This window comes from Rufibacter roseus, from assembly GCF_001647285.1.
Classification (GTDB): domain Bacteria; phylum Bacteroidota; class Bacteroidia; order Cytophagales; family Hymenobacteraceae; genus Nibribacter; species Nibribacter roseus.
The window spans coordinates 233,138-247,792 of the sequence record NZ_LRML01000001.1 but is presented as its reverse complement, the minus strand read 5'-3'; the positions used below and the strand labels follow the sequence as shown (position 1 = coordinate 247,792).

At 41.7% G+C, this 14,655-nt stretch carries 7 protein-coding genes; all 7 read right to left on the bottom strand.

The features are described 5' to 3' along the window. The gene (locus A8O23_RS00755; protein ID WP_161486671.1) at positions 1-333 is read right to left on the bottom strand and encodes an FKBP-type peptidyl-prolyl cis-trans isomerase; all 333 of its coding nucleotides are present in this window, start codon (positions 331-333) and stop codon (positions 1-3) included. A gap of 67 nt (positions 334-400) precedes the next feature. Then, positions 401-1,489, bottom strand: a complete 1,089-nt coding sequence (locus A8O23_RS00750; protein ID WP_066615364.1) for a GTP-binding protein — start codon at positions 1,487-1,489, stop codon at positions 401-403. A 168-nt stretch (positions 1,490-1,657) separates the two neighbouring features. Next, positions 1,658-3,487, bottom strand: coding sequence for a RagB/SusD family nutrient uptake outer membrane protein (locus A8O23_RS00745; RefSeq protein WP_066615362.1), 1,830 nt, complete (start codon positions 3,485-3,487; stop codon positions 1,658-1,660). A 24-nt stretch (positions 3,488-3,511) separates the two neighbouring features. Then, complete coding sequence (locus tag A8O23_RS00740; protein ID WP_204377660.1) at positions 3,512-6,649, bottom strand: SusC/RagA family TonB-linked outer membrane protein; 3,138 nt, start codon at positions 6,647-6,649, stop codon at positions 3,512-3,514. Positions 6,650-7,698: 1,049 nt separating this feature from the next. Further along, positions 7,699-10,332 carry a GH116 family glycosyl hydrolase gene (locus A8O23_RS00735; RefSeq protein WP_066615361.1) on the bottom strand — a complete coding sequence of 878 codons (2,634 nt, stop codon included), beginning with the start codon at positions 10,330-10,332 and terminating at the stop codon, positions 7,699-7,701. A gap of 590 nt (positions 10,333-10,922) precedes the next feature. Beyond that, on the bottom strand, positions 10,923-12,476 hold the full coding sequence (locus A8O23_RS00725) for a glycoside hydrolase family 32 protein (protein WP_066615358.1): 1,554 nt from the start codon (positions 12,474-12,476) through the stop codon (positions 10,923-10,925). Between the two features lie 57 nt (positions 12,477-12,533). Then, positions 12,534-14,531 carry a glycoside hydrolase family 32 protein gene (locus A8O23_RS22075; RefSeq protein WP_377130608.1) on the bottom strand — a complete coding sequence of 666 codons (1,998 nt, stop codon included), beginning with the start codon at positions 14,529-14,531 and terminating at the stop codon, positions 12,534-12,536. Between the last annotated feature and the right edge of the window lie 124 nt (positions 14,532-14,655).

Genomic DNA, 14,655 nt, shown 5'->3' with positions numbered 1-14,655 from the left:
CTAGCAGCACCCCTCGGGGCCGCAGTCTTGTTGCTTTACTTTTTGAATCAGTTGCCCTACTTCCAGCTCCTCTGCTGTGGCCAGACGCATATCTACTACATCTACATCTAAGACAAATGCATCATCTACCCCCACAAATCCCTGTTCTTCTGAAACAGAAACAGATTTTTTATCACCAACTCGTAACCCTACTAAATTAGCCTCTAACTCGGGCAAAATGCTGCCGGTCCCGTGGATGTACTCCACTGGATCTCCAGCCGTGGTGTCTTCTAGTACCTCGCCTTTGCTGTTCTGCATTTTGTACCTGATGGAAACCACTAGTCCGTTAGCCACCTGCATTTAGAAAATAGTAAGAAATGAAAAAGAACTGAACACTAAAAATACCTGATCTACAATGGCATTAACCTACCATAGTAGATTCATAACGATGGGTTGGAACTGGGTAACCAGGCTGAAAGGAAGATTTCTTTTTAACTAGTACTTGAATGCCAGTTTCAACTTGAAGCTTTCTTATGGCATCATTTACCAATGCCTCCAATTGATCAGGCCCTGTCTGCAATCGTGCATTGATTAAAACATAAATCTTTTTTGTTTTAGTATGATGACCAGCACGTGCAAAATCTGGCTCTGTTACAGCGGTAAAACTAATTTTTTCAGGCTGCACTCCATCATCCAGCAAAAACTTAAGGTGCCCCACTGGCAAAGCCTGCTCCTTTATTTCTTTATAGATACCATTGATCAGAGTATAAGCTACGCTGGTAGCATCATTATTAGAATCAATGATCTCCAACTCTTGGTCAAGCCATGCCAATAAAGCTTCACCTGCCCCATATGTGTCATAATCTAATTCAAGTGTAGTTCTATTTTTCTCTGGCTCTATATCCATTAGAATATTAACCCACGACTGCACACTATCACTGTCTAATGAATTTTGATACAATACTATCTTATCAGGATATCGACTTGCCACTAATTGCTTTAGCTCCAGCAGCTGTTTTTCACTTATCAGATCAACTTTGCTCAGCACCAGCACATCGGCTTCCTCTAATTGCTTTTTGTAGATATATGAAACGCTATCAGCAAAAAGCCTTGAGAGCTGTGTTAACGTTGGCAACACTCGGGCATCAGCAAAAACAGTAACTAAGGTCTCAATTTCTGGATAAAAGTGAGCTAAGGGTTTTACAATGGTAGCAATTAAATCTGTGCATGACCCCACAGACTCAGCGAAAATATAATCTGCCTGATGCAAGGCTTTAACGGTTTGAACATGGTTTTCAAACTGCTCATAATTACAACAGAAGCAACCGTTGGTAACTTCTAAAGTTGGAACATTTGAACCTCTTAAGAACGCACTGTCTACCAACTGCTCCCCTTGGTCATTGGTTATCACTCCTACTTTTTGGCCCTTACGTATCATTTGCATACATGCTTGCTGTATAGCAGTTGTTTTGCCGCTACCTAAAAAACCACCTATCAAAAACAGTTTCATCTTTTAAGAGTTAATTGTAAAAGAAGTGCATTAAAGCTTTTTCATCAGCTTTAATGCACTTTCAATTTAGAATGGCTGTGCTTCTTAATGCTTAGCCATTTTAGGCTTATTTTTTGAAAACGAGGCTCAAAACGCACCTCCTCACAAAAAAGTTGTTACAGAATTGGACTACCAACCAGGGTTTTGCACGAGTTCAAAATTTTTGTTGATCTCTGAAATTTGCAACGGCCACAGATAGTGTTTAGGAGCCTGGAATACTCTGTTTTCAATAACTACTCTGTTATAGAATGCAGGGTCTTTCAAACTAGTGCCTGCTAGAATGTTCATGCCGTGAATAGGCTCATTATCTATGTTTTCAGCAATTTTCCATCTGCGGGTATCAAAATACCTGTGCGTCTCAAAAGAAAGCTCTATCCTTCTTTCTAATCGTATTTTTTCGCGCATTTGATCTTTGGATAATCCTGCAGGAAGGTTAGGCAAGCCAGCACGTTCTCTAATTCTGTTTACATACTCATACACATCAGCCACTGGCCCTTGTGCCTCGTTCAACGCCTCTGCATAATTTAGGTATAGTTCGCCTACTCTAAAGAAGATCCAGGTGCGCAGAGCAAATCTGTTTTGAAACGTAATAGAATTCGGATCTATATTCTTTCTCATGAGGTAACCTGAAATAGAATAGTCAGAACCTCCTCTTGATCTACCGTCTATGCCGGTGTTCCAGAACTCTAATCTTCTGCCTTTCCACATAGAGCCGCTGTAGCTGATGTAAGCATAGAATCTAGGCTCTCTGTTTACATACATCATGCTAATGTCAGATGGATGGTACCCCTTAGGGTGTGCTGAGCTTGTAAAGCCTTGTTCAGTATAACCTGATGAAGCATTGATGATAGGGGATCCGTTAAAATTATACCCCAAAATTGGCGATTCTCCATTAGCCATTTGGTAAGCATCTACATGCTCTTGAGTAGGGCTTAGAATAGAGAACCCACCGTGGCTTAGTGCATTACCTTGTCTCTCAAAATGGCCATAGAAGCCTAGGTTACGCGCAAAAAGAACTTCTTCGTTCCAGTTCCTTAAGAAGAGCTCCGTATGACTTTTTACTGGATCATTATCTGCAGAGCGATATAGTCTAAAGCCTGCTCCTTCTACTGCATCAATGGCTTCTTTTGCCGCCTGTGCTGCTAATGTCCACTTCTGCGGATCGTATGATTGTGGAAAGAGGGCGGTGCCGTCACTGTTCTGAAGGCTTTTAAACTCTTGAGGCACTTCTTGATTGTACAAAGGGCTTGCTGCATAAAGAAGAACGCGGGCTTTAAGAGCTAATGCTGCCGCCTTTGTGGCTCTTCCAAGCTTTGCCGGAGAGTAATTACCATCAGTACCTACTGGTCTCATTGGTAAAAGCTGAGCCGCTTTATCACATTCCTTCACTATGAAGTCTACTACCTCTGAGAGAGGGCGCCGTCTAATAGCGTCAAAGTCTGCATCTACTTCCAAAGAATGATCCATGATAGGAATAGGACCATGCACGCGCATAATTAGAAAATGATAGAAAGCTCTTAAAAAAGTAGCTTCCCCAATCCATATTTGCCTTTCTTTTTCTTCAAAAACTCTTGCTTCTACAGGTACCTTGTGCACGTTTTCTAGGAAGATATTTAGCTTTCTAATGCCTTCATAGTTAAAGCCCCAGAAATCAGGCATTCCATAATCAGAGTTCCAAGCACCTGAATTCAATTGATGAGAAATCGCTCCCTGGAATGTTATTTCCATTTCATCAGAGGCACCTGTAAATGGGTTCCTGGCGTGCGCATCTGCTGGGTTCAACATCTCAGGCAGATTAAAATATGCTGATGTTAAAAAGTTCTCTGCATAAGCCCTTTCAGCAAACACCTTATCTATTGTTAAATCTTCTTCAGGCCCTTTATCTAAAAAGTCTTGCTCGCATGACATGCTTATAAGCAACAATGCAGACAGCGCCAGTGATATTAACTTATTTTTCATAACCACAAATGTTTTTCTTTCTCACTAAAATGTTACCTGCACACCAAAATTCAGAGCTCGCTGTAAAGGATAACCACCCGTACCGTAGTTAGACTCCGGATCTATCACCTTGATCTTGTCCCAGGTGTATAGATTGGTTCCGTTTACAAAAATTCTGGTTTGATCTATCCTGAATCTGTCTAATAACACCTTAGGCACGTTATAGGCTATCTCAGCATTTTTAAATCTTAAGTAGCTGGCATCTTGCAGATAGTGGGTGCTTGTCCGGTAGTTATTTCTGTTTTCTGAAGTGATGACACCCGGATACCTTGCATTAGGATTTTCCGGAGTCCAGCGGTTATCATAGTATTCTCTTAAGACATTATAGCTACCCATGCCTAATTGAAAAGCATACATAGATGGGCCATCTATAAAAAGGCTGGTGTTCGCTACTCCTGTGAAGAATGCACTTATCTCAAATGCTTTGTATCCTACAGTTCCTCCAAATCCATACATAATTTCAGGAGTTCTCGGGTCACCAATGGCAACTTGATCATACGTATCTATTATACCATCTCCATTCACATCTTTATACTTGATATCACCGGGCCTTACAATCTCCATAAAAGTTTGCTTTGGGCTATTGGCTATATCTTCTAAATCTCTGAACAACCCAAGGGAGATCAAACCAAAAGGCTGGTCAATACGCTGTCCTTCTCTAGCCATATAAGGATACAAAGGAGTAGGCTCATCATTTTTAATGATTTTATTCCGGGCAAAAGTAAAGTTGCTATTGAAGGAGTAGTAGAACCCGCTCTGAGTGGAGTTTCTAACAATGAGTTGACCGTCTATCCCTTTGTTATCTACTTTGCCAAGATTGGCGAAAGGTATTATCCAAGGGTATATTCCAGAAACACGTGGCACATCACCTCTTTGAATAAGAATATTCTCCCTCTTTTCTTTGAAGGCATCAACCTGTAATGTGATTTTCCCATTGAAAAACTCCAGGTCCATGCCTACGTTTGTTTTAGTAGAGACCTCCCAGGTAACATTGGGGTTTCCTATCAGAGCCTCATCATACCCCTGGAAAAAAGCCATGTTCTCTCCAAATAAGTAGCTTTGCCCCTGGCGGTTTACAGTTGTGTTGAAGATAAACCTTGGACCTATTTGATCATTCCCCACTTGCCCATGCGATGCACGGAATTTTAAATGGTTCACAAAATCAACATTCCAGAATTTTTCTCCTGATACAATCCAGCCTGCTGATATTGATGGGAAGAAACCATACCGCTTCCCTTTGGGGAAATTTTCAGAACCATTATAACCTGCATTGAATTCTAGCAGATATCTTTCATCAAAACCGTAAGTTAAGCGGCCTGCTAAACCCTCACGTCTAAAAGGCAAATTAGCAGTGGAGTTAGGGGCAGTCAGATCAATTCCTTCTCTACGGTTAAATAAAGCTAAAGCTGTGACGGCATGTTTTCCAAAATTTCTCTCATAGTTTATGGCAGCTTCAGTATATACTGCTCTGTTGGCACCGCTGGAGTTAATGTACCCTAAAGGAGACTCTTCTCTAATGGTATTATACAAGTCATTGCCTTGGGCGTCTTTTCCTGTGTATTGCCTTAACTCATAGTTCTTTCTGCGCTCGGTGGTGTTTGCGTAAAAGTGATCATATGCAAATCTACCTTGAACAGATAGCCCTGGCGTAACAAGTTTAGACAAATCCCATCTTGAGCCGAAAGTACCTTGTATGGTGTTCTGGTCATGTAAGGTATAGCCAGACTGCGTTGCTTGCCCATAGGGATTTTCACCTAACCATGCTGCCCCTCCTCCAAGTGAACCATCAGGATTGTAGACAGGGTATTGAATGGGGGAAATAATTCTCAAAGCATTGAATATTCCAGCTGCTGAGGTACCCGGGAAATTATTATGGCGGATAATCCCCCCTACACCCAGCTCCATTGTTAAACTTTTTGACAGGGTAAGATCTATATTTGATCTGAAGTTGTAGCGCTTACTTTGGGCATTTGTTCTATAAGAATAGTCTTCATCTTCTTTATAAATACCATTCTGCACCGTATACCCTACATTGACATAATACCTTGCAATATCACCTCCGCCGGTAACACTTAAGTTGTTAATTGTCTGAAAGGTGTTCTTTTTTAGCACTTCATCTACCCAGTCTACATTAGGGTACAAATATGGATCAGATCCCGTTCTAAATTTTTCTATCTCAGCCTCGGTAAAACGTGGTGCTTTCCCTTCATTGATGAGTGACTCATTTATCAAATTAGCGTATTCTGGCCCATTTATATAGTCTGGCAGACGCATTGCTGTAAGCATGGCAGATTCTGTTCTAAAGATTACCTTTGGTTTTCCTTTTACACCTCTTTTGGTTGTAATTAGAATAACCCCATTGGCACCCCTTACGCCATAAACTGCTGTAGCAGAAGCATCTTTTAGCATGGAGAAGCTTTCAATTTCCTGCGTGTTAATACTGTTTAGGTCCCTTTCAACTCCATCTACCAGAACCAATGGCCCGCGGGCACCAGTCCAAGTACCAAGACCCCGAATAAATACCTGAGCAGCATCAAAACCCGGCTCTCCAGATGTTTGCCTTGTTACAATACCCGGCAAACGGCCGCCTATTGCATTAGACAAAGAAGGGTTTGCCGTCATTAATAATTCCTTGGTAGAAACGGTTGAAATTGATCCGGTTACTGAGACTTTTTTCTGTGTTCCAAACCCCACTACCACTACTTCTTCCAAGGCTTTCTGATCTGGGCGCAGGCTTATGTTCATAACTGCTTGGTTTCTCACAGCGTTTGCACCTATGCGAACCTCTTGCGCCTCATATCCTATCATAGAAACGACTAAAACTGCATCCTTATCTTCTACTGAAAGAGTAAAGCTACCGTCTACATCTGTAGCAGTTGCATTAGTAGTGCCCTTTATCAGCACCGTAACACCTGGCATAGGTGCCCCTTTTTCATCAGTGACCTGTCCTGTTACTTTGACAGGATCTAAGGTGCCCTCACCGGTAGCATGCCACTCAGATTCAACTTCCACCTTGCCCTCTAGTGAAATTTCTGTAGCGTAAGCACCAGCTACCCCCAAAGGGGATAGCATTAAGAAGGCTAATAGCCTCCTACTTATTCGGGCAATAAGTTTATTGTACATGTGTTTCATAAATAAAAGACAGTATAGGGTTAGTATTTAGGACAGAAACAAATCAATATGTATAGGGAAAAATATTAAAGACTAAGCTGACTCATTGCTTGTGTTATCTATTCAATCCATCCCACATTTGGCCTTCAATCTTGAATCTGACTTACAGTCCATATTCTCAAATGTAGAGGGAACGCCTTCATATAACCTCCATCAGAATATCAAAATACCTTTATTTTGATACACAGACATCTACAATATAAAACACTGCAAACCAACACTTTAACCACCGCACACCATGTACTTCATCTAACACTATGTAACATTTCTTTCGAAAATGATACATCCAACTAACTTAGAACCAACACTTAGTCACACTAGAAATTTAGACAGTAGTTAAGCAGTAGAACTCTGCTTGATCAACACAATACATGGAATTTAATACTTCTATATCTTTTCAGCCAACTGCCGACAACCCTTCACCTCACAACTGTTAGTTAAACGATTAATCTTATTGGGTAAAAAAATATCACTGAGTGATATACTGTCGAATTAACGGTTCGCAATAGATAATTTTAAAACCTATAAACTACCAACTCTATACTTGTAATTATTTATAAAACTGAGAACAGTTGATTCTTTAAATGTAATCATCTTTAAAATAATCACAAAATAATTGCCATTATTTTTTAAGACGAATAATTCAAGTTAATGACTAAAGCAAATAATTTGAAAATTAATTATATGTTTTATTGCTGCTAAGAGAACATGAACTAACCTGAGCATAAAAACTCCTAAAAAGTTATACCTTAATTGTTATTTAACCGACAAGAGTCCAATACGTGGCAGCAAGATCCCGCTATACCAAGATCAAACAACTTTTCAAGCCTTTCACTTATGCAACTATCACTCAAAATTTAATATAATTTTTATAACAAAATTGATACCTATAAACAGCTGCTATATTAGTTTATCCGGCACTTTAAAAGGGAGAGTGTTTTTATAAAAGAAGCAGGGAAATGCACCAAAGTAATAGGTGCAATTCCTCCTCTTTTGTATGTCTATGACAGCTTTGTTTTCTTACCTGACACTAACACTTTTTTAACAGGAATTTTCCCATGAGCTACAGATAAAGTAGGTTTTCCATCTTTTAAGGTTACCGTACCAAATCCGTTTTCTGTTGACACAAATGAAGTAAAATCACCAACCTTAGAATCTATGTAAAGCGTCTGGTCTACGGCATCATACCTGACACCTGTCAAACCCTGTAACATGCCGTAGCTAGACATTGCTCTGGCATACCAGCTTCCGCACTCATATTCATTGAAAGGATTCCGGATGCGACCGTCATAGCGATCACGGCAAGCTTGCACAATATCTAAGCCTTCCTTTACTTGACCGTGCAACATTAAATGAGACGCCACCTGATACTCAATTCCAGTCCACACCTCATTGCTGTAAACAAATGGTAGTGAGAGCATTCCGCCTTTTGGCCAAGAGCACAGAAGCAGTCCTCCTTCATTACCCATTGCATAGGTAGGGCGCTGAGGGTTTACGTGATCACTAAGGTCATCTTTCAGGTTGTATTTATGCACTGCCATAAGATGGCTTTTGGTTTTCTGAGCATTTACTGGTTCCTCTAGTCCGCTCATTCTCGCCATCCAACTTCCTAAAACCCCGTCAGAAAGACACCCAGTACCATATTGGTATTTAGGACCTTCTTTCTTTAATACCTCTTTCGCTTCCTCTGTGTATTGCGTATGGAATGATTGCGCTTGTACTGGATCTGGCGCGTTTAGTCCAGTCCATTGTATGTCTTGAATAAAGTACTCCCCATTATATAGTTTGTCTTCCATATACCCTTTACCTTTTTCGTAAAGCTTGGAATATTTCTTAACGTCTTGCTTCAGGAACTTCCCCATTTCTGCGGTGGCGTTTAAAGCTCCCAGATAGAAGCTCGTGATCATGCCGTTAGGTCCCCAGAATTCAATATCATAGGTGTTGTGATGTGGCTCTTCCACAACACCCTTTTCTTTCGGGTCCCAGGTACGGATGCTATAATCCATACTGGTTTTCACCATTGGATACATTTTCTTAAGCCAATTAGAATCCCCACTGATGCGCCAATCTCTGTACACCTTCATGATACCACCCAATTGCCCATCGGCAGCGGCATGGAAATCATGTTTAAGAGGAGAAATAGGCAAGTTTGCCCTAAAAGCCTGATGACCGTCGCCGTTCTGGTTTTCGCAAAACTCTGTATGCCGAAGGCTTCTTTCCATTCGAGGAAAAAGGTGGGGAACCGCTTGGGCATAATTCCACACGTGCGTACACGAACCATGGCAGCAGCCCCAGTCATCACTACACCCTTCCCATGCCCAAAGCCTTCCATCGTACTGCCGCATTACCGTAGAAGATTTAAGAATAGTTAAGTTAGCGGCGACGGCCTCCGTAACTTCAGCAGGCAATGTGCTGGCATAAAAAGCGTCTTTGAAGGCAGTAGATTTTTTATGGAGTTCACTATAATTGCTACGCCAGAAATTGGCAACTTCATGCACATTATTAAACTTACTGGAATACCAAGGCTTGTAGGTAGGAGAATTGCTGCTTTTGGTATTGTCTATTCCCAAATCAGCAGCTGTCATGCAAGAGCCAGCCCCTTCAAACCTGTCTCCGAAACGCAAATCAGAATCTGGCACATACCAAGACATCATCACCTTTACTGTCTTTTCCTGTCCGGGATTCAAGGAAAAAGGCACAAATAAGGAAGCACCTGGAGCGTCTCTATCCACTGGTTCAGTTGATTTTACATTCCCCTCTTTGATGGTGTTCCAGACCATTGTTAACGGATCAAACCAGCCTCCCCTAAACCAGCAATGATCTACAACTGTTTCTGCGTCATCAGTGAAAATAGCAAAGTCAGCTTTACCTTGCGGTCGCTCTTTATTTCCTGCCTGAGAAAGAACAAATCCGTTTTGAATTTTCCCGATAGAGGCCTTTCCATTGTCATGCTGAACAACAAAATTTCTTGTATTGTAGGAAAAGACTGCTTCTACCGCCTTGCTACCTTTATTTTTGAAAGTATACTCAAAGCCAGCCACAGGAAGACTTGAATTATCCTCGTCTCCGGGAGTAAAAGGGCTCCATCCTGTCATTTGCACCTCCAAAGGCATATCACTGTCTTTGAAGGAAAGACTAGCAAACGGGAAACGTGCCACAAACTCCACATTGCTGAAACGAGGAAGTCCGTAAGTAGCTCCGTGGCCGCCGTTACCACTGCCCCGCTGCCCAAAAATCTTCCATTCAGGAACTGGACCCTCAATAACCTTAGCCCCTTTTTCAACTCCTTTAACCGCAATGGCAGCAAAAGCGTTTGGCTCATGAAAAAGTTCAGGTTTATGCCGGATGGACATATTAGAAATAGCCCCCGTTCCCTCCAAACAGAACATACCGGCTCCCATACCTCCTATAGGAAAGGCCACTCTATTTAAGTATTCATTAGTGTAGGGAGCATTGTATTGCCGGCTCCGCTTTTTCACCGTTGAAGCATTGCTCTTCTTATCTTCCTCTCTCTTAGCATTAGAAGCTTCAGCAACAGCTGGAGTGGAGAGTAAGGAACCAGGCAAGGCAACAGCTGCCAAACCACCTACACCCAAGTTTTTTAAAAAGGAACGGCGGTTGTTTTCTTCTTTCATTAGAATGGGGTAATGATTATTTTTATTAGTTAACACTGATTATTTTTGGGTAAACATGACTATAGCCCTTTCCTACATTGGCAACCATTGTAGTAGGATCAGCCAGCAAACTCTGCTCTCCACAAGCCATTAGAAGGCTTGCCAGATAAACAATTACTGCATAGTTAGCTATAAGCAACAGGGTTAAGTCAATAGGTGTTTTGACACATTCCAAAGCCACTTTTAGAGTATAATCTGACAAAATATTAGCAAAAAAACTCCTCCAGCTTTCATTCAGAAGTCATGCCCATTGTAATCTCTACTATGACTCTTGAAGCCAACGTGCCTGTAAATAACTTAATCGATTAGCTAAAACCTCTCCAGCAAATCGCCTAAACTACATATTTAAAACTATTGATACCCTTCTAAAGTAGCATCACATTGTAAATATATAGTTAATCGATTAATTATTGCAATAATTTTAACAATTATTTTCTGCCTAGGGTCTATTTTACACTTTCAATAAAATTATTGGCAATTCAATAGCAACTAAGGCTATGGCGTGAAGTCCTATAGAACTCAATAAACACAGGGCAACTGATACAATTCTGCTATTTAGGCTGTTGATCTTCTGATAAGTTATACAAAGTTAGCTTCTTCACTTTGGCTGTTCCACCGTTGGCAAACACCGCTATCGCATTAGACTCTTTGTCTGGGAAAATCAAAGTACTTATCACTACCTCACCATTATTAGCAAAAACTTCCAGTGTTGAATTATCAACTAAGATCTGAAGCTTAATTTTACCATTCACAGGCTGCAAACTTGCCGTTTGGATTACTTTATTTTCAGCAATTTTCCCGCTACCAGATTTACTCCTGTCCACGTACAACTGCCCCTTGTCCAAATCATATCCAACCACTGTTTCCTGAACGACTTGCCCCTGTTCCCCTTTCTGCTGCGCAATTTTAAAACCAACTATATCAGCAGAGCCAAGGTCAATTTCTGCCTCAATCCAATTAGAGTTGTTTCGGAAGGTGCTTTCTTCATTGATGACCACTTCTCCGTTGTTCAAGGTCTTTATTCCTGAAAACTTTGTCTTTTTAGGAAAAGTCTTCAAAGTAGTAGCGCTAATAATTGACGCTGGTTCCTGGTATACCCGCACACCATCTTTAGTAGTTTTCAAACTTAAGTCTCTGGGAATAGACATGTTACCTCTCCATGGGTATGTTTGTTGATCTTGAGGAACCATCCACCCTATGTAGGTTGATTTCTGGTTGGGCACATCATTCCACGGAATGGCGGCGTAAAAAGAATCACCATGGTCTAGGGTCAGGAGTTTGTTACTAGGATTGTCATTTTTAAATTCTTTTCCATCAAAATCACCTATGTAATATTGCATAAAAGGACTTCCCGTAGGTCCACCAGAAGAAACAAACAAGACCCACTTCTTTTTGTTCTTATTCCCATCCACAGGTAATTGAACCAAGAATGGACACTCCCAAACATGTGTCGCATATCCTTCTGGACCGAAGTCACTAAGCATCTGCCAATCTTTTAAATCACTGGAACTATAAAACCTTACTTTAAACGAAGCTGGCAAAGCTACCGCCATCACCCACTTTTGGGTGGACTCATGCCAAAAGACATTCGGATCCCTGAAATCATGCCGGTTCAGGTCTATCACTGGGTTACCTTTATAATTAGTAAAAGACAACCCTCCGTCGTTGCTGTAAGCTATGAACTGTGATTCTTTCTTCTGGTTTGGCTGATCAGCGGTATACACTGCTACCAGACAGTTGTCATCTTCACAAAAACCGCTTGTATTGTCTTTATCCCGCACCATACTACCCGAAAATATCCAGGTAGTAGTATCGCCGTTGATCACCTCTGGTATGGCAACGGGCAAGTTTTGCCAATGTATAAGGTCTTTGCTGGTGGCATGACCCCAACTCATGTGGCCCCATTTATTCTCAAAGGGGTTGTGCTGAAAATACAGATGATACACGCCATTCACATATATCAGGCCATTGGGGTCATTGATCCAATTTGTAGGGGCTGAAAAATGGTAGGAGGGCCGCCACTGAGGAGTAGGCTCCGTTTTATTCTGACTGTAAGCTGAAACCGTTAAACAGAAAACAAAAGCAGATAAAAGTATTCGTTTCATTGTAGCAGACGAATTATTGTTTCTAAAATGGAGCTATTTCTAAAAGGAATCTCTCCCTTAATTTTGCTTCCAAACTGATTTAAGCGTGTAAATCTTTCCCTTTTTGATTTCTGTAGTGCCGGTAGAAATCACTTCTGTTTTGGTGAAGTCTTCGTTAGGGAAGAATATCTCTGTCATAGCTGTTTTCCCTCCATTTGCAAAAACCTCTATGGAAGAGACATCCAATAAAATTTGCAACTTCAGTTCTCCGTTCTCTACTTTAAGGGGAGCGCTGTGCCTACCAGGGAAGCTATCGCTAAAACCAATTTTGCCAGCATTGCTCCTATCTATATATAATTCTTGATTTTCAATGGAATAACCAACACTTAAATACTCTCCTTTTGTGTTTGCAAACTTCAGCTCAAACCTTTGTGCCTGGCTTACATTCAGGTGCAGATCCAGTTCTAGTAATGGGGTGCCCAAACCGTAGAGCTGACTCAAATCTATTGTACCATTGACTGTTTCTTGCTTTATGGTAATGGAGCGGCTCCGTAGCTTTTGCAGCTCTTTTACAGGGAGGTTCACTAGCCTTATCCCCTCCTGTGTTTGTTGCAAAGAAAGCTCACGCGGCACCGTCATGGCACTACGCCAAATGGTGGTTGGAACATTGTTAGCGTACAGCCAATTGCTCATCCACCCTAAAAAAAGCCTGCGCCCATCAGAATCCGGCACATTGGCCCATGTAACACCCGCGTAATTATCTGGTCCGTAGTCTAGCCAGAAAGCTTCCTTTCTTTCCTTCGCAGGTTCTGCCGATAGAATGATCTGGTCCACCAAAATGTGTCCCCAACCGCCTGTCACATTATCAAAAACTTCTATTCTTGCCTTTTTCCCTTTCAATTCTTTAGTGTTCCAAGACAACCAATTTAAAGACTCTGTGTTGTTACCGGTAGCCTTACGCACTACCTCACCACCTACCAACAGCCGTACACCTGTTCCTTCAGGGTGTCTTCCCCCGCCCACCAGCATATTTATATAATCAGAGTCAATTTCGAATTCAGGGGAAGTCAACTTACCTGTTGCCTGATCACCTTGATGGTAACTATTCACCAGCCCTTGGCCGAAATACCCCATAACCTTATGCTGATTAGGCAGTGTTCCTGCTACTGGGGCATTTCCGAAGGCACTACCCTCGGTTCTCCACCCTCCAAACTCCTTACCGTCAAAGCTGGCAAACACCTTCCCGGAAGGAACATGCGTAGTGATGGAAAGCTGCTGCTGAAACTGCTCATCTAACACAAGCTCCTTCCCATTGAAATCACCAACAAAATATTGTGTGGCAGACCCTCCGTTTGGACCGCCTGGGTTTATGCTTACCAGCAGCACCCATTTATCCTGCTTTGTTCCCGCCACAGGCATTTTAAAAAGGTCAGGACATTCCCAAACGCCACCATGCCCCCCAATATCAGCACCGAAATCGCTTTCATGGCGCCACTCTTTTAGATTGGGAGAAGAGTAAAAGCTGATATGGTCTGCTACTGCCAAGGTCATGATCCATTTCTTTTCCTTTTCCAGCCACATCACCTTTGGGTCTCTAAAATCATCTATTCCCTGATTCTCCAAAACAGGATTACCTTCATATTTACTCCAGGTGCGACCTCTGTCTATACTGAAGGCAATGCTTTGTTGCTGCTTTTTGCCGGCGCTCGTGAAGATGGCTACCATGGCAGGGTTTTCTTTTGTGCCTAGGCCAGATGTATTTCCATGGTCTACCACCGCACTTCCAGAAAAAATCATCCCTAAGCTGTCAGGATAAAGCGCTATGGGTAAATGCTCCCAATGCACTAAGTCTTTGGTAACCGCATGCCCCCAGTGCATAGGTCCCCAAGTATTACCTTTAGGGTGATACTGGTAAAACAAATGGTACTCGCCTTGGTAGTACACCATTCCATTGGGGTCGTTCATCCAATTAGATGGAGGAGAGAAATGAAACTGTGGCCGGTGTTGCTCAGTGTTAATTGTTTGTTCCGAAGATTTGGTAGAAGCACATCCGCTAACAAAAAAACAGACTGCCATTAAGCTTATTAAAACTCTTATACTCATAAAGTTATAGCAACGTCTGTTTTAGGCGCATTTTCTGAAAAACAGGTCCAAAACAAACTTCAGCTTTTGAATGTAAAAAACTAGAAATAAAAATTTT

Coding starts and splice junctions, on each gene's coding strand:
- A8O23_RS00750 (WP_066615364.1), bottom strand. CDS start 1,489: ATGAAACTGTTTTTGATAGGTGGTTTTTTAGGTAGCGGCAAAACAACT.
- A8O23_RS00725 (WP_066615358.1), bottom strand. CDS start 12,476: ATGAAACGAATACTTTTATCTGCTTTTGTTTTCTGTTTAACGGTTTCA.
- A8O23_RS00735 (WP_066615361.1), bottom strand. CDS start 10,332: ATGAAAGAAGAAAACAACCGCCGTTCCTTTTTAAAAAACTTGGGTGTA.
- A8O23_RS00740 (WP_204377660.1), bottom strand. CDS start 6,649: ATGTACAATAAACTTATTGCCCGAATAAGTAGGAGGCTATTAGCCTTC.
- A8O23_RS22075 (WP_377130608.1), bottom strand. CDS start 14,531: ATGGCAGTCTGTTTTTTTGTTAGCGGATGTGCTTCTACCAAATCTTCG.
- A8O23_RS00745 (WP_066615362.1), bottom strand. CDS start 3,487: ATGAAAAATAAGTTAATATCACTGGCGCTGTCTGCATTGTTGCTTATA.